Source organism: Georhizobium sp. MAB10, assembly GCF_045012825.1.
Classification (GTDB): Bacteria; Pseudomonadota; Alphaproteobacteria; order Rhizobiales; family Rhizobiaceae; genus Georhizobium; species Georhizobium profundi.
Genome location: NZ_CP118314.1, coordinates 476,049 through 493,912 on the forward strand (window position 1 = coordinate 476,049; position 17,864 = coordinate 493,912).

A 17,864-nucleotide genomic window follows, 5' to 3' on the forward strand; every position below is an offset into this window, starting at 1 on the left:
CGGTGCAGGCGGACCGATGGGATCGGCCCGCCTGCAGGTGACAGGTTGAAGCTGTTTGCTTCAAAGAGTTCAGCCGTTGATCTCTTCGAATTCGCGGATCAGCTCGTTGCCCCGCTCCACGACAGCGTCGAGCGCTTCTTCAGCGGTCTTGCTGCCGGCCAGGAGTGCCTGGAATTCCTCGTCGATGACCGTGCGGATCTGGACGTAGTTGCCGAAGCGCAGGCCCTTGGAGTTTTCGGTCGGCTCGTTGAGCGTGATCTGCTCGATCGAGACGTCGGAACCTGGGTTTTCAGCGTAGAAGCCCTGCTCCTGGCCGAGGTCATAAGCAGCCTGCGTGATCGGCAGGTAACCGGTTTCCTGGTGCCACTTGGCCTGAACTTCCTGCGACGACAGATAGGAGAAGAAGTCGGCAACGCCGGCATAGTCTTCTTCTGCCTTGCCCTGGAGAACCCACAGCGTCGCACCGCCGATGATCGAGTTCTGCGGAGCGCCTTCGACATCCTCGTAGTAGGGCAGCATGCCGTAGCCGACTTCGAAGTCGGTCGCATTTTCGACGACACCGGCGCGCGAGGCGGACGAATTCATGTAGATCGCGCATTCCTGGGCGTAGAACTTCGGCGGGGCATCGTCACCACCGACCGGTCCACCATACTGGAAGATGCCTTCCTGCTGCCAGCGGGCCAGGTTTTCCCAGTGTCGGGTCTGGACGTCGCCATTGACGGTCAGTTCGGTGCCGAGGCCGCCGAAGCCGTTCTCCATCGTGCCGATCGGCTGATTGTGCCAGGCCGACAGGTTTTCGAGGTGAATCCAGGAGATCCAGCCGGAGGTGAAGCCGCAGGTGGCTGCACCCGATTCGATGATCTGCTGGGAAAACTGCTCCAGCTCTTCCCAGGTGCGCGGCGGCTGCTCGGGGTCGAGACCGGCTTCTGCGAAAACGTCCTTGTTGTAGTAGACGATCGGCGTCGACGAGTTGAACGGCATCGACAGCATGTTGCCGTCCGTGTCGGTGTAGTAGCCGACAACCGAAGGCAGGAAGTTGGCGGGATCGAAGTCCTCGCCGGCGTCCGCCATCACTTCGTAAACTGGATAGACCGCGCCTTCGGCAGCCATCATGGTGCCGGTGCCGACTTCGAAGACTTGGACGATATGCGGCTGCTCGTTGGCGCGGAACGCGGCGATGGCTGCCGTCATCGTCTCGGGATAGGTGCCCTTGTAGGTCGGCACGACCGTGTGCTCGTCCTGGCTCTCATTGTAATCAACGACAATGGCTTCGAGCTTCGCGCCCAATTCGCCACCCATGGCATGCCACCACTGGATTTCCGCGGAATTGGCTTGCGTCATGCTGGTCGACAGCAGCAGTGCTGCCAGAAGTGCTTTCTTCATGGTTCTCTCCTGGACCCTGCGCGCCGAGACAGCCGGCGACGCTGGGGCAGCGATAGAGCCGAAGCATGACAGTGAGTTGAACCTGAAATGACGCTTGGGTGACAGTGCAGCCGCAAGCCGAGACGCTATTCGTCCTCGTCTGCAAACGCCGTGTTCGTCACCCACGCCGCTGCCCGCATGCTCTTCAGGGCGACATGCGCCGCAGCGTCACGCAACCGTTATAGAGCGCTACTAGAAGAGCCGCAGTCGAACGGGGCGGGGCTGCCGGCTGTGCCCCTTGCACAACGGAGCTTTGAACATGCGCACACTTCTCGCCGCCCTGGTGCTTGCCGCCGCATCATCGTCCGCTCTCGCTGCTGAGGGCACGCTCGTTCTCTATACGAGCCAGCCGAACACGGATGCACAGCAGACCGCCGATGCCTTCATGGCAAAATATCCGGACGTGACCGTCGAGTGGGTGCGCGACGGTACGCCGAGGATCATGGCGAAGCTGTCGGCCGAGATCGAGGCTGGCCAGCCGCAGGCAGACGTGCTCTTGATCGCCGACATCGTCACGATGGAAGGCCTCAAGGCTGATGGCCGGCTTCTCGCCTTCCCCGAAGCCGAGATCGAAGGGATCGACGAAGAGCTTGTCGACGCCGACCGCGCCTATTTCCCGACGAAGCTGATCACGACCGGCATCGTCTACAACACCAACGCACCGATGGTTCCGACGAGCTGGCTCGATCTGACCAAGCCGGAGGCGGCGAACATGATCGCGATGCCGAGCCCGCTGACATCGGGTGCAGCCATGATCCACACGGTGACGCTTACCGGAAACCTGGACAATGGCTGGGATTTCTACAGTGCACTGGCTGAGAACGGTGCACAGGCATCGGGCGGCAATGGCGACGTTCTGCAGGCGGTTTCGGGCGGCGACAAGCTTTACGGCATGATCGTCGATTTCATGCCCATCCGCGAAAAAGCCAAAGGCGCGCCGGTGGATTTCGTGTTCCCGACCGAAGGCGTCTCAGCCGTCACTGAGCCGGTCGCCATCCTGTCGACCACACAAAACCCTGAGGCGGCCAAGGCGTTCGTGAACTTCGTGCTGTCCGAAGAAGGTCAGTCGCTCGCGGTTCAGCAGGGCTATATTCCTGCCCGCGCCGATGCAGGCCTGCCCGAAGGGTACCCGGATCGGTCGACCATCAACGTGCTTCCCTATGACGCCGCTGCCGCCCTTGCCGACGACGCTGCGAACAAAGAACGCTTTTCCGAACTGATGGGCCAGTAGGACTTTGCCGAGGGCAAATGTCTGAACTTTCGAACCGCCTGTCCGGCCCAGCCGCCGCCCCGCTCGCACATCGCCTGCGGGGGGCGGCAATCGCCGACCGGATTGGGCCGCGAATCGCGGCCCTTTTCGTCATCAGCGTCATCCTCGTTCTCGGCCTCCTGCCGATCGCGCGGATCATCCTTGCCGCGATTGCGCCTGGGCTGGTCTTCGATCTCTCGATCATCGGCGAGCAGTGGACACGCGCCTCCACGTTGCGCGCCATGTGGAACACGCTCGACACGGCCTTCTTCGGCGCCGTGATCGCGCTTCTGATCGGCGGGCCTTTCGCCTTTGCGGTGGCGATGACCAATATGCCGACGCGGCGCTCACTCGGCTTCCTACTGCTTCTGCCGCTGATCATCGCGCCGCAGGTGACAGCGCTCTCCTGGCTGCACATGACCGGCCCGTCCAGCACGCTTCTCAACATGCTGGGGATCGCGCCAGCACCCGGAACGCCGAACCCCATCCTCGGTCGACAAGGCATCATCCTGCTCTTCGGCGTCCAGCACGCGCCGATCGTCTTCATCACGCTTCGCGCCGGCCTGATCGGGCTGCCGGGCGACCTGATCGAAGCCGCACGCGCCTCTGGCGCAACTCCGTTGCGCGCGTTCTACACGATCGTTCTTCCCCTGATGCGGCCGTGGATCGCTGGAGCCGGCGCGCTCGCCTTCGTGTCTGGCATCGGCAATTTCGGGATTCCCGCGCTCCTCGGGCTGCCGGTCAACTACCTGACCCTGCCGACGCTCATCTACCGCCAGATGTCGAGCTTCGGCCCCGGCGTCCTGCCGCAGATGGCAAGCCTGTCGGTTCTCATCGGCGTGCTCGCTCTTTTCGGTATCCTGGCGCAATCTTTGGCGATGCGCGGCCGCGCGCCCCGGTACGGTCAAGGGCGAGTCGCCAACATCAGTCTCGGGAAATGGTGCTATCCCGCTGCCGGTCTTGCATGGGTGCTTTTGACGGTCGTGCTTCTCATGCCGGCGCTCGCGCTTTTGACGACATCGCTCGTGCCGGCCTTCGGCGTTCCGCTGACCTGGCAGACCATGACCTTTGCCAATTTCGAAGAAGTGATCCTGCGGCAGGCTTCCACGATCCGGGCGTTCCAGAATTCGGCGATGCTGGCGGGTGCCGCGGCGTTGATCCTGGCCGCAGTCGCCATTCCGATCGCCATCGTGCTGGAGCGGTTCAGCACGCCGTCGCGCCGGATCCTGCAAGGCATCGCCGAGCTGCCCTATGCGCTGCCGGGCATCGTGCTTGCAATCGCCTGCATCCTGCTGTTCCTGCGGCCGCTGCCACTGATTGGCAGTCTTTACGCCACGGCTTGGATCATTCTCATCGCCTATCTCATGCGGTTCCTGACGCTCGCCATGAAGCCAGTGGCCAATGCCGTGACGCGCATTCCGCTGGAGTTCGACGAGGCGGCGGCGACCTGCGGGGCCTCGCCGCTGCGCCGCGTCGTGACCATCACGGCACCGCTCGCCGCCCCCGCCGCCGCGGCTGCCGCGCTCGTGGTGTTCATGAGTGCCTTCAACGAGCTCACCGTCTCGGCGCTGCTGTGGTCGAGCCGCAACGAGACGCTCGGTGTCGTTCTTTTCAGCCTTCAGGAAGCGGGGCTCGGACCGCAGGCTGCCGCGATTGCCGTCGCAACGGTCGTCGTCGTCGTGGCCTTGCTCGCCGTGCTCGACCGGCTGGCGAACCGTTTGCCGCAAGGTGTTCTGCCCTGGCGTTGAGCCTTCGCCTCTCAGCGCGGGATGATCCAAGCATCCGACACCGCGATCTGAACGTTCGCACCCGGCGCCGGCGGCTCGGCGCAATCGACCACGACGAGCTCCCGTTGACCAGGGATCTCGAGAGAGACTTCAAAAACCGGCCCACGATATATTGTCGACAGGACGCGCGCCGGTATGCCCGTTTCGGCTAGCGACAGGGCCTCGGGGCGCAGCAGAACGCGCACCTTCGGCCCGCTGACGGAAGCAGAGCAGCGCGCAAAGATCCGATGTCCGCCGATTTCGATGTCCGCGCTGCCTTCACTGCCCGAGTGCCATGTCGCATCGAGGCGGGCTCCGCGGCCGACGAAGCCTGCCACGCTTTCATCGAACGGGGCGCGATAGATCGCGGTCGGGGCCGCGCATTGCAGGATGCGCCCGTCTTTCATGACTGCAATGCGATCGGACAGAGCGAGCGCCTCCGACTGGTCGTGCGTCACATAAACCATGGTTGCGCCCAGGCGGCGGTGAATGTCGCGGAAGGCATCGACCATGGTGGCACGCAGATGCATGTCGAGATTGGCGAGCGGCTCGTCGAAGAGAATGATCCGCGCCTCTGCCACCACGCAGCGTGCCAGCGCCACGCGTTGCCGCTGGCCGCCGGACAGTTCGTCCACGCGCCTCTTCCCGAAGCCGGCAAGACCCACTGTCTCCAGAACTTCGGCAACCCGGCGCGCGCTCTCGGCGCCCGACACGCCACGGGTCACAAGCGGGTAGGCAATGTTTGAGCCCACGTCCATATGCGGCCAGAGCGCGTAGGACTGAAACACCACGCCAACGCCGCGCCGTTCCGGCGGCACATGACGATCTCGATCGGCAACCGTCTGCCCGTCGAATTTGATGGTTCCCTCATCGGGTTTGTCGAAACCCGCAATGAGTCGCAACATCGTCGTCTTCCCGCAGCCCGACGGCCCCAGCAACGAGGTGAAGGATCCGGCAGGCAAATCGAGGCTAACCGTGTCGAGCGCGCGCTCGGTTCCGAAGCGGCGGGTAATGTTGGCAAGACTGATGTGGACCATCAGCGCTGCTTGCCAGACTTTTGTGACAGTTGAGCGACAGGGTTCACCTGGGCGTTGAAATGGTCAGCGCCATGACAGGGCCGGGACTAGCGCAATCTGGACCGAAAAGAAGCGAAGTAAATCTTACACAGCAAGAAGCCGCCGGAACGAACGCAGGTGGTTTATTGGCTGGCTACTGGCGGCGGATTTCGAAGATCAGAGCGCGCAGCGTAACCGAAGTTGCGCGCTGTTTTGGATAGTAAAGGCAAATGCCGGGGAACGATGCGCACCAGTCGTCGAGCACCGCCACCAGCCGTCCGGCGATCAGATCAGCTGATGCCGCCTGTTCGGTAACGTAGGCAAGGCCGCAGCCGAGACGTGCAGCCTCCAGCGCCAGCGTGTTGTTGCCCAGGATCAACCTTCCGGTGACCGGAACAGTTATTTCGTGACCCTTGCTCGCGAACTCCCATTGGATCAGCCGGCCAGACGGCCTGCGGGCGCGTAGGCAGGCGTGATCCAGGAGATCCGCAGGGCGCTGCGGTGCGGGGACCCGCTTCAGATAATCGGGCGCGCCCACGACGATGAATCGCTGATCAGGCCCAATCGGCACTGCAACCATGTCGCGTGGCACATCCTCGGTCAGGCGGAGCCCCGCGTCAAAACCATGGGCCACAATGTCGGAGAGCTGGCCATCTTCCACAAGATCGATTTCGACACCAGGATACCGCCACTGCAGACGCGCGATGACCGGCAGCAACAGCGCAAGTCCTGATCCAGAGCCGTTGATGCGCAGCAATCCACCCGGCTCGGCGCGTCGTGCCGTCATTTCGGTCATCGCGCTCTCGATCTCGCGAAGAGCGGGCGTGGCACGAGCGAGAAAGGCGGCCCCGTCTTCCGTTAGCGCTTCGCTGCGGGTGGTGCGGTTGAATAGCCTCACACCCAGACGTGTCTCTAGCCCGGCCACCTGACGGCTGAGCGTCGAAGGTGGCAGATCCAGCCGCATTGCTGCCGCGCGAAAGCTGCCTTGCTCCACGATTTCAACCAAGAGCCGGATCTGCGACAGGGTCATATCAGTCATTGTACCGTCCGATGCACCACTTGATGCCGAATTATATCGATTATCGGACGGAAATCCCGGTTGTAGGTAGAGGGCAGGCTGAGAAAAAGGATTGCCCATGACCATTGCATCACGAACTGTCCTGATTACCGGCACGTCCTCCGGCTTCGGAGAAGCCACCGTGCGCCGCTTTGCAGCCGCGGGTTGGAACGTCATCGCTACTCTGCGCAACCCGGCCGCTGCACCTGACTTCTCCCAGAACGTGCTCGTGAAGCGATTGGACGTGCAGGATCGGTCGAGCATCGAGATGGCTATTGCCGAGGGTACCGCGCAGTTCGGCAGTATCGATGTTCTTGTGAACAATGCGGGCTTTGGCCTCCACGGCTTCTTCGAGACCACACGACGCGAGAAGATGCTGCAACAGTTCGAGGTCAATGTCTTTGGACTGATGGATGTCACGCGTGCCATCCTCCCGCAGATGCGTGCACAGCGGCATGGCGTGATCTTGAACGTGACCTCGGGCGCTGGTGTGTTCGGACTGCCGATGATCTCGCTTTATGCCGCGTCGAAATTGGCCGTTGAGGGATTCTCGGAAGCCCTGATGCATGAGGTCGCGCCATTCGGCATAGCCGTAAAGCTCATCGAGCCCGGTGGGGTTCGGGAAACCCGCTTCGGGCAGCGCGCCGGCGCCGAGGCGTCAGGAGCCCTGGACATTGCGGACTACGCGCCGTTGCAGGACCGTGCAACTGCGGTGTTCGCCGCGATAGCGGATAGCCGCAGCCATGGCACCTCGGACGAAGTTGCTGAAGTCATCGTTGCTGCAGCTACCGATGGTAGCACGCAATTGCGCTATGTCGCGACCGACGGCATCAAACCTTGGGTCGAAGCCCGGCGCAGGAATGGCGAGGACGCTTACATCGAAACGATGCGTGCGGCGGTCGGATTGGGAGCGCTCTAGATCGCAGGGCTACATTTGCGATTAATGGCACGCTGGACGAGGTTCGATGTCGATTGGAAGTGAGATCCGCGCATCCAACGTGCCGGAGCGGAGCATTAGGGACTTGTGAAAGTGTCGCATCGATGCGGCTGTAAAAGGTACTTACAGCTTGAACCGTCAGACTTCGGTATCTCGGGAAATCAAGATGTTAACATCTTGCTGGTGCCCAGAAGAGGACTCGAACCTCCACACCCTTGCGAGTACCAGCACCTGAAGCTGGCGCGTCTACCAATTCCGCCATCTGGGCAACTGGCGCCGATGTAAGCGGCGTCGGTTGCACTGTCAACGGCTTTTCTCGGTCGTGCGCAACAACCGACTGCCTTGATCATCCGTGGATAACATGACTATTATAGTCATGTTTTTATCCTGGTCGTCGGAGATGACGCATGTGTGCGGGTTGCAGCGGAGCGGGGCGGGACAGTGCGCCCAGGGTCGGAGCCCGGCTGCGGCTGTGGGCGTTCGAGGACTCGGCGCACTGCCCCGTGATCGGAACGTGCCTGACACACGCGGATCTCACGCGCATCGCAGCATCGCTACGGCTTGTCTTCCCGAAAGACGCTCAGGACTACGACGTTCACGGCCATTTCGTGCGTGCGGCCACGGCAGACACTGCAGAAGCACGCGCCGTTTCGAAGCTGCTCGACGAGCGGCATGCGGGGCTTTTGCGGCGCGTTCGGCGCGAACACTGCCAGGAAGCGCTGCTTCGGCTCTGGGACGAGATGAAAGATGACGGGCGGATCGCCGGAGGGTTCTGGGCCTTCATGACCTCGACCAATGTGGGCACCGCATTGCGCGGCCACATCTTCGGCGAAGTGCATATGCTTTCGCACCTGATGGGCAGCGCCAGCCGGCGCCAGAGCGAGGAAAGCGCACGCCTGAAAGCGGAGCTCGAGGATGTGCGCGTGCGGGCGAACCGGCAGGAAGCCCATGCGCGCCAGACCTTGCTCGAGCGTGATGCGCAGATCGCCCGGCTGGAAGACGCGCTGGCAGAAGCCAAGCGCGCCCTTATCTCCAAAACAACGAATCACCCGACGGAGACGAAAGAAGCCGCAGGCACCTTATCACCTGCCCGGCGCCAAAAGCTCGAGCGGGCACTCTCAGTCTCTCGGGGCCGCGCGCGGGCGGCCGAAGCGGAAGTCAAGCGCTTGAGAATGGCTGCCGAAGCGCGCGGTCGCGCACCGACGCCCGCGGCCGAGCCGCAAAAACCATTGCCGGCACACACCCCGCTGCGTCCGATGGCGCGTCTTCAAGGGCTGAACGTGCTCTATGTCGGCGGGCGAAACGGCCAGGCGCACCATCTTAAGGCGCTTGCGGAGACATTCGGCGCGCATTTCCACCACCATGACGGTGGTCTGGAGGATGCGGTGACGCGGATCGACGACGTCCTGCCTTCGATCGACTGCGTGTTCTGCCCGATCGACTGCGTCAGCCATGATGCGTGCCTGCGCGCCAAGCAGGGCTGCAAGAAGCTCGGTAAGTCCTTCGTGCCGTTGCGCAGTGCGAGCCGCGCATGCCTAAGACATGCACTCGTTTCGATGATCGGCTCCGATGATCCTGCCGACCCATCTGCCACAGTCGGGCGGAACCCTACGCAGAACCCCGGCGTTTACGCCTAAAGTCCAGTGCGACAATGTTGCAGAGCAGCAAAAGCGTGCTAACCTCTTTTTACACAATCGCTGTCATAAAGACTTTCACGAACCGGGATCAGCGGTGCATTGGAGCGGAGGCTCAGGCCGAAGCTTCCTTTTAAGGGCTGGGTGGAATAGCGGGCGGCGGGAAACCGCCGAGCGAGCGAGAGCCTGAAACACCTCTGCGGCCGGGTCCTCAACAAGGGCTCTCGCCAATGTTCTATCAGTTCTACGAAATGGGCCACGCTGCTGTTGCGCCATGGCGTGCCGCCGCGGATGCGATGAAGATCGCCTATCAGAACCCGCTCAATCCGCTGTCGCACACTGCATTCGGGCGCGCCGTCGCTGGCGGCATGGAAGTGTTCGAGCGCACCACCCGTCGCTACGGCAAGCCGGAATTCGGCTTGAAGACGACCAGCCTCAACACCGGACGCGTCTCGGTACACGAGAAGGTCGTCTGGTCGCGCCCATTCTGCAATCTCATTCACTTCGAACGCGCGCTGCCGGCCAATCACCGCCCTGATCCCAAGATCCTCATCGTGGCGCCGATGTCGGGACATTACGCGACGCTGCTGCGCGGCACGGTGGAAGCGCTGCTGCCCAAGGCCGAGGTCTATATAACAGATTGGATCGACGCCCGGATGGTGCCGGTCACCGAAGGGCATTTCGATCTCGACGACTATATCGACTACGTCATCTCGATGCTGCATGCGCTCGGACCGGATACCCATATGATGGCGGTCTGCCAGCCGTCGGTACCGGTGCTTGCGGCTGTGGCGCTGATGGAAGCGCGCGGCGATACGATGGCGCCGTCCTCGATGACGCTGATGGGTGGCCCGATCGACACGCGCCGTAACCCCACCGCCGTCAACCAGCTGGCGCAGGACAAGCCGCTCTCCTGGTTTGCCGACAATGTCGTCATGCAGGTGCCGTGGCCGCATCCGGGCTTCGGGCGCGATGTCTATCCGGGCTTCCTGCAGCTGTCGGGATTCATGTCGATGAACCTCGACAAGCACATGAACGCGCAGAAGGACTTCTTCTGGCACATGGTGCAGAACGACGGCGATTCGGCCGAAAAGCACCGCGAATTCTACGACGAGTATCTCGCCGTGATGGACCTGACGGCGGAATTCTACCTGCAGACGGTTGATACCGTGTTCATCAAGCACGCGCTGCCGAAGGGCGAGATGATGCACCGCGCCGAGCGCGTGGATTGCAGCCAGATCCGCAACGTGGCGCTTCTCACCATCGAGGGCGAGAACGACGACATTTCGGGCATCGGCCAGACCGAGGCAGCGCAGACGCTGTGCAGCAACATTCCCGACACGATGCGCCACCACTACATGCAGCCGAAGGTCGGCCATTACGGCGTGTTCAACGGCTCGCGTTATCGGGCGGAGATCGCGCCGCGCATTCTCGATTTCATGCGCACCCATTCCGCTGCCAACCGCAAGGCAGCTGCCGCGAAGACGAAATCGCCCGTGCGCAAGGTCATCCAGGGCGGCAAGACAAGCTGAGACCCCGCCTTCTTGACGAAAGTCGATAACGTCTTTCGATAGTTAGCGGATTCGCAGGGGCGTGTTCTTGAACCGCCACAATCTTTTCCCCAACTCGAAGTGAAGGGGCGGCAAAGGTGCCGCTCTTACACAACGACGAGGAAAGAGATGACCACTTCCCATGTGCATGCCGCTTCGGCCAGCAAGCCGGTGATCCGGCCTGAATGGACGCCCGCGACCATCGCGCTGATGGTGCTCGGTTTCATCGTTTTCTGGCCGCTGGGCCTGGCCATGCTCGCCTACATCATCTGGGGCGACAGGCTTCCGGCACTGAAGCGCGATGTAAACAAGGCGACAGACAGCATGTTTTCGACATTCTCGCGGGCAACCGGCACCGCACGCACACCGACCGGCAACGTTGCCTTCGACGACTGGCGCTCGGCTGAGCTGAAGCGTCTCGATGAGGAGCGCGCGCGCCTGGAAGCCATGCGGGACGAGTTCGAGGATTATGCCCGCGAGCTGCGCCGCGCAAAGGATCAGGAAGAGTTCGATCGCTTTATGGCTTACCGCCGCACCACATCCGGCGAGCGCAGCGGTCCGACGATCGACGCGGCGTAACCGAGAAGACGGTCGCCTCATTCGGTTCAAGCTTCCCCTGCCCCATCCGGTGACAAGACCGTAACACCGCGTCTGCGGCGCCTCGCGAAAGCGGGGCGCCGTTTCTCTTTTGAAGGCCCCGCTCTGCACGAATCATCTAGACTGGACAACATGTTCAAGGCGCTTTCCCCATTGTTGCGCGGCCGCAAGCCAAAGCCTCGACAAGCGCTTCGCGAGGTGCGGGTGCATGATCGCGTTCTGCCTCTCGTCATCGCAGAGCATGGCCGCAGCACGCGCCTGACATTGCGCATCGAGCCGGGTGGTCGCGCTTTGAAGGTCACCGTGCCGCCGGGCGTCCCGGCGAGCGAGATCGACCGCTTCATCGAACGCCAGCAAGGGTGGCTGATGACGCGGCTTGCCCGCTATCCGGCCGGGTCATCGATCGTCGATGGCGGTCAGATCAGCCTGCGCGGCTTGGACCATGTGATCCGCGCAACGGGAAAGGTGCGAGGCCGCACCGCATCTGTCGTCGAAAATGGCCAGGCCTTTCTCGATGTCGGCGGTGAGCCCGAACATCTGTCGCGCCGCATCCGCGATTTTCTCAAGAAGGAAGCACGGCAAGATCTAACCGAAGCGGTCGCTCGCCATGCCGGAACACTGAAAAAGCGCCCAGGAAGGATCACGATCAAGGACACCCGCTCGCGCTGGGGTTCATGTACATCGGACGGCAACCTCGCCTTTTCCTGGCGCATCGTCATGGCGCCACCGCATGTCATCGACTATCTCGCTGCCCATGAAGTGGCGCATCTCGCCGAGATGAACCACGGTCCGCAGTTCTGGTCGACCTGTCGCGCGCTCTGCGCCGAAACCGATGCTGCTCGGGCCTGGCTGAAACGGCATGGCACGCTTCTACACGCGGTCGACTTCGGCGCGTGAACGACACCCCGCCGGCCTCGACTCCGGCGCCTTTTCGTGGCACCTGACCGCGATGGACATCCAGGTCAAAATCTGTGGCCTTTCCGACGACACCGCAGTCAGGGCAGCGCTCGACGGCGGTGCGAGCCATATCGGCTTCATTTTCTTTCCGCCAAGCCCACGGCATGTGAGCGTCGAAGCGGCTCGTGCGTTGCGAGCCCCGGCGCGTGGCCGCGCGCTTGCGGTTGCCGTCACGGTCGATGCCGACGACGCTCAGCTGGACGAGATCGTGTCGATCATGGAGCCGGACGTTCTCCAGCTTCACGGCAAGGAAAGCCCCGAGCGCGTGCGTGCGGTCAAGGCGCGCTACGGTCTGCCCTTGATCAAGGCCTGTTCGATCCGCGACGCCGGTGACGTCGAAGCGGCGCTCGCCTACCGATCGGTGGCCGACCGGCTGCTTCTCGACGCCAAGGCGCCGGCGGGATCGAAACTCCCGGGCGGCAACGGCGTCAGCTTCGATTGGCGGCTTCTTGCCGCGCTTGACGAAAGCGTCGATTACATGCTTTCCGGTGGCATCACGATCGGCAATGTCGACGATGCGCTGAGCGTGACACATGCCCGCGCGCTCGACGTATCCTCTGGTGTCGAAAGCGCTCCGGGCGTAAAGGACGCTCAACTGATCTCGCAGTTTCTCCGAACGGTCGATGAGCGCGGACATGGCGCGCGCAGTCCGGCTGAGGTCGGGCAAGGGAGTTTCTCATGAACCAGCTTCTGAAGCCGAATTCCTTCCGGGCAGGCCCGGACGAGGACGGTCGTTTCGGCATTTTCGGCGGGCGCTTCGTCGCCGAAACGCTGATGCCTCTGATCCTGGACTTGCAGGACCACTGGACCAATGCCAAGACCGATCCAGCCTTCAAGCAGGAGCTCGACTGGCTGAACACCCATTATATCGGTCGTCCGAGCCCGCTCTATTTCGCTGAGCGGATGACGGAAGAACTCGGCGGCGCGAAGATCTACTTCAAGCGCGACGAGCTGAATCACACGGGCAGCCACAAGATCAACAATTGCGTCGGCCAGATCCTGCTCGCCAAGCGGATGGGCAAGACGCGCATCATCGCCGAGACCGGTGCCGGCCAACACGGTGTGGCAACGGCAACGGTTGCCGCACGCTTTAACCTGCCCTGCATTGTCTATATGGGCGCAACCGACATCGAGCGGCAGGCACCGAACGTCTTCCGCATGAAGCTTCTCGGCGCCGAAGTCCGCCCCGTCACGTCGGGCAACGGCACGCTCAAGGATGCGATGAACGAGGCGTTGCGTGACTGGGTCACCAATGTCGACAGCACCTATTACCTCATCGGAACCGCGGCCGGACCGCACCCCTACCCGGAAATGGTGCGCGACTTCCAATCGGTGATCGGGCGCGAAACGCGCGAACAGATGCAGGAGCGCGAAGGTCGCCTTCCCGACATGCTGGTCGCTGCCGTCGGCGGCGGATCGAACGCGATTGGCCTGTTCCACCCGTTCCTCGACGATCCGACGGTTCAGATCGTCGGTGTCGAAGCGGGCGGCAAGGGCCTCGACACGAACGAGCACTGCGCTTCGCTGACGGCCGGTGCGCCGGGCGTGCTGCACGGCAACCGCACCTATCTGCTGCAGGACAATGACGGGCAGATCGAGGAAGGTCATTCGATTTCCGCCGGCCTCGATTATCCCGGCATTGGCCCGGAGCATTCCTGGCTGAAGGACAGCGGCCGCGTCGAGTACGTTGCCATCACGGACCGCGAGGCGCTGGATGCGTTCCAGTTCCTCACCCGCGTCGAAGGCATCATCCCGGCGCTGGAACCCTCCCACGCGCTGGCCGAAGTGATGAAGCGGGCGCCGAAGATGGACAAGGAGCAGATCATCGTCATGAATCTGTGCGGGCGCGGCGACAAGGACGTATTCACCGCCGCCAAGGCCCTTGGCGTGGAGCTTTGAGGACGCAATGACCGCACGCATGGACCAACGGTTTGCCGATCTGAAGGCTGAGGGGCGCCCGGCGCTCGTTACCTATTTCATGGGCGGTGACCCGGACTACCAGACCTCGCTCGACATCATGAAGGCGCTGCCGCGCGCCGGTGCGGACATCATCGAACTCGGCATGCCGTTTTCCGATCCTATGGCGGATGGCCCGGCGATCCAGATGGCGGGACGCCGTGCGCTCGATGCCGGCCAGACGCTGGCGAAGACGATCGATCTCGCCCGCGCGTTTCGCGAAACCGACCAGAAGACGCCGATCGTGCTGATGGGCTATTATAATCCGATCTACCGCTACGGCGTCGAGCGCTTCCTGGACGATGCGCTCGAAGCGGGCATCGACGGGTTGATCGTGGTCGATCTGCCGCCGGAAATGGACGACGAGCTTTGCCTGCCGGCGCTCGCAAAGGACGTCAATTTCATTCGCCTGGCCACACCGACGACGGATGCCAAGCGCCTGCCTATGGTGCTGCGCAACACGTCAGGCTTCGTCTATTACGTGTCGATGAACGGCATCACCGGCTCGGCGTTGCCCGATCCCTCGGGCATCGGTGAGGCTGTCACCCGCATCAAGCAGCATACGGATCTGCCCGTCTGCGTCGGTTTCGGCGTGAAAACGGCCGAGCATGCGCGCCGGATCGGCATGGCGGCCGACGGCGTCGTCGTCGGCACGGCGATCGTCAACCAGATTGCGAACACATTGGACGCACAAGGTCGCGCAAGTGCAGACACCGTCGAGAGCGTCGCCACACTGGTGCGCGGTCTTTCGACCGGCGTGCGCACCGCGCGTCTGGACGCGGCCGAATAGGCTTCCCATATCGGAAGCGACTTCGCGTAATTTGTCGCGTCTCCGACGGTGAACCGGTATCCACTTCACCTGGAAACGCTCTAGACTTCAGGAGCCATTCGCTTGAACTGGATCACCAACTACGTCCGGCCGAAGATCAACTCCATGTTCGGTCGCCGCGAGGTCGCCGAGAACCTCTGGATCAAGTGTCCGGAAACCGGCGAGATGGTCTTTCACAAGGATCTCGAGAGCAATCAGTGGGTCATCCCGTCCTCGGGATACCACATGAAGATCTCGGCCAAGGCCAGGCTCGGCTATTTCTTCGACGATGGCGCGTATGAGCTTATTCCGGCGCCCAAGGTGCCGCAGGACCCGCTCAAATTCCGCGACACGAAGAAGTATGTCGACCGGCTGCGCGAGCATCGGACGAAGACCGAGCTCGACGACGCGATCGTCGCAGGCATCGGTAAGGTCAGCGGTATCGAGACCGTCGCCTGCGTGCACGATTTCAACTTCATCGCAGGCTCGCTCGGCGTCGCCGCTGGTGAGGCGATCATCGCCGCCTTCGAGACGGCCGTAAAGCGCCACTGCCCGCTGGTGATGTTCCCGGCCTCGGGCGGCGCCCGCATGCAGGAAGGCATCCTGTCGCTGATGCAGCTGCCCCGCACGACGGTTGCTGTCGAAATGCTGAAAGAGGCAGGCCTTCCCTACATCGTCGTTCTCACGAACCCGACGACGGGCGGCGTTTCTGCCTCCTACGCCATGCTCGGAGACGTTCATCTTGCCGAGCCGGGCGCCGAGATCGGTTTCGCCGGCCGCCGCGTCATTCTGCAGACCATTCGCGAGCAGCTGCCGGAAGGCTTCCAGACTTCGGAGTACCTGCTCGAACACGGCATGGTCGACATGGTCACCCACCGCCACGACATTCCGTCGACCGTCGGACGGCTCTTGCGCATGATGCTCAACCAACCGGCGCTCGAAAAGCCGGAGGCCTCGGCGACCGGTAACGGCATCACGCTCAACGGCACCGGCGGCAGCGACCCGATCGTGCAGATCCTGGATGATCCCGGCACACGGGCGAAGCCCCCGTTGGTCGACGCGCGCCGTGAGGCCACGCCGGCGGCAAACTGAGCCGCCCGCCGGACGCCCGAGGAGTGCATTCATGACGACGGCACCGGCTGAGACCGCAGCCCAGGAAATCGACAAGCTTCTCAGCCTTCATCCCAAGGGCTTCGATCTGTCGCTCGACCGCATTCGCGCGTTGCTCGACAAGCTCGGCAACCCACAAGACAGGCTGCCCCCGGTCATCCATATCGCCGGCACCAACGGCAAGGGCTCGGCATCCGCCTTCTGCCGCGCGATCCTCGAAGCCGCTGGGCTTCGCGTTCATGTCCATACATCGCCGCATCTTGTGCGCTGGCACGAGCGCTACCGCATGGCCGGACAGGACGGCGAACCCGGCGCGCTGGTCGATGACGCCGTTCTCGCCGATGCGGTGCGCCGCGTTGCCGAAGCCAATGGCGGCGCGACGATCACGGTATTCGAGATCCTCACGGCCGTGACCTTCGTTCTCTTCTCCGAACATCCGGCCGATGTGGCTATCATCGAGGTTGGTCTCGGTGGCCGCTTCGATGCGACGAATGTGATCGCCAAGCCCGCGGTTTCGCTGATCATGCCGATCTCGCTCGACCATCAGGCCTATCTCGGCGACCGCGTGGAACTCATTGCCGCGGAAAAGGCCGGTATCATGAAGCGCGGCTGCGCCGTCGTCATCGGCCATCAGGAAGAGGATGCGGCACGCGAGACGCTCGTCGCGATTGCCGAGCGGCAAGGCTGCCCGACCACGATTTTCGGGCAGGATTTCTTCGCCCATGAGGAGCATGGCCGGCTCGTCTACCAGGATGAATTCGGTCTCGTCGACCTGCCGCTGCCGCGGCTCGTCGGGCGGCATCAATACGCCAATGCGGGCGCTGCCATTCGGGCGGTGAAAGCCGCAGGCTTCCCCGTCGACAATGATGCAATCGAAAAAGGGCTGACGAGCGTCAAATGGGCCGGGCGCATGCAGCGACTGACCGAAGGCCATCTGCTGGACTCACTTCCGAAGGGCAGCGAGCTCTGGCTAGATGGCGGGCACAATCCTGGCGCGGGCCAGGTGATCGCCGAAGCCTTCGCCACGCTGGAAGAACGCAATCCTCGGCCACTTTATCTCGTCGTCGGCATGCTCTCGACGAAAGACCCGATCGGCTATTTCAGTGCGTTCAAGGGTTTGGCAAAGTCGGTCTTCACCGTCGCCATCGCCAATTCGGATGCGGGCCTCGATCCGCTGGTGCTCGCCGACGACGCGATCGATGCGGGCCTCACGGCAGAGCCAGTTTCGGACATCGTCGATGCGCTCGACCGTATCGGTGGTCTCGCAGGTGGAGAGATCGCGCCGCGCGTGCTGATCGGTGGCTCCCTCTATCTTGTTGGCGAAGCGCTTGAACTCAACGGCACGCTTCCGGACTGATGACACGAAAAATGCCCGGCTCTTTCGAACCGGGCATCGAAGACTTCAATATTCCTGAGATCAGGAAACGGCGCCGGAAATCCAGGATGACAGGGCCGTCTTCGGCGATGCGCCAACCTTGATGTCGGCAACTTCGCCGCCCTTGAACATGGCGAGCGTCGGGATCGAGCGCACGCCGTACTGGGCTGCCAGTTCCGGATTGTCGTCGATGTTCAGCTTGGCGACCTTCACGCGGCCGGCCATCTCATTGGAGATCTCTTCCAGGCTCGGTGCGATCATCTTGCAGGGGCCGCACCATTCGGCCCAGAAATCGACCACGACCGGCTCTGCGCTGTCGAGAACCTCGGCCTGGAAATTCGTCTTGTCGACTGTGACGGTTGCCATCAAGGCACTCCTTCATCGCGTTTTC

General features: G+C 62.7%; 16 protein-coding genes and 1 tRNA gene. 12 read left to right on the top strand and 5 right to left on the bottom strand.

Annotation, left to right across the window (positions count from 1 at the left end; translation table 11 throughout):
- Positions 1-69: 69 nt before the first annotated feature.
- Complete coding sequence (gene ugpB, locus PU133_RS02150) at positions 70-1,383, bottom strand: sn-glycerol-3-phosphate ABC transporter substrate-binding protein UgpB (protein WP_404863322.1); 1,314 nt, start codon at positions 1,381-1,383, stop codon at positions 70-72.
- A 298-nt stretch (positions 1,384-1,681) separates the two neighbouring features.
- Here ugpB and PU133_RS02155 point away from each other — a divergent pair, with 298 nt between their 5' ends.
- Positions 1,682-2,653: an ABC transporter substrate-binding protein gene (locus PU133_RS02155; RefSeq protein WP_404863323.1), complete on the top strand. Its 972-nt coding sequence runs from the start codon at positions 1,682-1,684 to the stop codon at positions 2,651-2,653.
- 17 nt (positions 2,654-2,670) lie between these two features.
- Positions 2,671-4,419 carry an ABC transporter permease gene (locus PU133_RS02160; protein ID WP_404863324.1) on the top strand — a complete coding sequence of 583 codons (1,749 nt, stop codon included), beginning with the start codon at positions 2,671-2,673 and terminating at the stop codon, positions 4,417-4,419.
- Positions 4,420-4,430: 11 nt separating this feature from the next.
- On the opposite strand, the gene PU133_RS02165 is transcribed toward PU133_RS02160, so the two are convergent.
- Together PU133_RS02165 and PU133_RS02170 are read right to left on the bottom strand one after the other, a co-directional pair.
- The gene (locus PU133_RS02165) at positions 4,431-5,474 is read right to left on the bottom strand and encodes an ABC transporter ATP-binding protein (protein ID WP_404863325.1); all 1,044 of its coding nucleotides are present in this window, start codon (positions 5,472-5,474) and stop codon (positions 4,431-4,433) included.
- A 172-nt stretch (positions 5,475-5,646) separates the two neighbouring features.
- Positions 5,647-6,690 carry a LysR substrate-binding domain-containing protein gene (locus PU133_RS02170; RefSeq protein ID WP_404863326.1) on the bottom strand — a complete coding sequence of 348 codons (1,044 nt, stop codon included), beginning with the start codon at positions 6,688-6,690 and terminating at the stop codon, positions 5,647-5,649.
- Between the two features lies 1 nt (position 6,691).
- Between PU133_RS02170 and PU133_RS02175 the strand changes: the two genes are divergently transcribed.
- Complete coding sequence (locus PU133_RS02175; protein WP_404863327.1) at positions 6,692-7,468, top strand: SDR family oxidoreductase; 777 nt, start codon at positions 6,692-6,694, stop codon at positions 7,466-7,468.
- Positions 7,469-7,667: 199 nt separating this feature from the next.
- On the opposite strand, the gene PU133_RS02180 is transcribed toward PU133_RS02175, so the two are convergent.
- Positions 7,668-7,754, bottom strand: a tRNA-Leu gene (locus PU133_RS02180).
- A gap of 904 nt (positions 7,755-8,658) precedes the next feature.
- On the opposite strand from PU133_RS02180, the gene PU133_RS02185 reads away from it, so the two are divergent.
- From PU133_RS02185 to PU133_RS02225, 9 genes are all read left to right on the top strand, one after another.
- Complete coding sequence (locus PU133_RS02185; protein ID WP_205665556.1) at positions 8,659-9,123, top strand: DUF2325 domain-containing protein; 465 nt, start codon at positions 8,659-8,661, stop codon at positions 9,121-9,123.
- Positions 9,124-9,350: 227 nt separating this feature from the next.
- Entirely contained in the window at positions 9,351-10,652 is a 1,302-nt protein-coding gene (locus PU133_RS02190) for a polyhydroxyalkanoate depolymerase (RefSeq protein ID WP_126007298.1), read from the top strand.
- Between the two features lie 147 nt (positions 10,653-10,799).
- Positions 10,800-11,249: a DUF2852 domain-containing protein gene (locus PU133_RS02195; RefSeq protein ID WP_404863328.1), complete on the top strand. Its 450-nt coding sequence runs from the start codon at positions 10,800-10,802 to the stop codon at positions 11,247-11,249.
- Between the two features lie 150 nt (positions 11,250-11,399).
- Positions 11,400-12,164 (top strand): M48 family metallopeptidase, encoded by a 765-nt coding sequence (locus PU133_RS02200; protein WP_404863329.1) that lies wholly within the window; start codon positions 11,400-11,402, stop codon positions 12,162-12,164.
- 52 nt (positions 12,165-12,216) lie between these two features.
- Entirely contained in the window at positions 12,217-12,906 is a 690-nt protein-coding gene (locus PU133_RS02205) for a phosphoribosylanthranilate isomerase (protein ID WP_404864411.1), read from the top strand.
- Positions 12,903-14,123 (top strand): tryptophan synthase subunit beta, encoded by a 1,221-nt coding sequence (gene trpB, locus PU133_RS02210; RefSeq protein ID WP_126007304.1) that lies wholly within the window; start codon positions 12,903-12,905, stop codon positions 14,121-14,123. The genes PU133_RS02205 and trpB overlap by 4 nt, the downstream gene beginning before the upstream one ends.
- A gap of 7 nt (positions 14,124-14,130) precedes the next feature.
- The gene (gene trpA, locus PU133_RS02215) at positions 14,131-14,970 is read left to right on the top strand and encodes a tryptophan synthase subunit alpha (RefSeq protein WP_404863330.1); all 840 of its coding nucleotides are present in this window, start codon (positions 14,131-14,133) and stop codon (positions 14,968-14,970) included.
- Positions 14,971-15,072: 102 nt separating this feature from the next.
- Positions 15,073-16,080: an acetyl-CoA carboxylase, carboxyltransferase subunit beta gene (gene accD / locus PU133_RS02220; RefSeq protein ID WP_126007308.1), complete on the top strand. Its 1,008-nt coding sequence runs from the start codon at positions 15,073-15,075 to the stop codon at positions 16,078-16,080.
- A 31-nt stretch (positions 16,081-16,111) separates the two neighbouring features.
- A complete protein-coding gene (locus PU133_RS02225) occupies positions 16,112-17,455 on the top strand; it encodes a bifunctional folylpolyglutamate synthase/dihydrofolate synthase (RefSeq protein WP_404863331.1) in 1,344 nt (447 codons plus the stop codon).
- Between the two features lie 60 nt (positions 17,456-17,515).
- Here PU133_RS02225 and trxA read toward each other — a convergent pair whose 3' ends face one another.
- Positions 17,516-17,839 carry a thioredoxin gene (trxA, locus tag PU133_RS02230; protein ID WP_126007312.1) on the bottom strand — a complete coding sequence of 108 codons (324 nt, stop codon included), beginning with the start codon at positions 17,837-17,839 and terminating at the stop codon, positions 17,516-17,518.
- Positions 17,840-17,864: the final 25 nt, after the last annotated feature.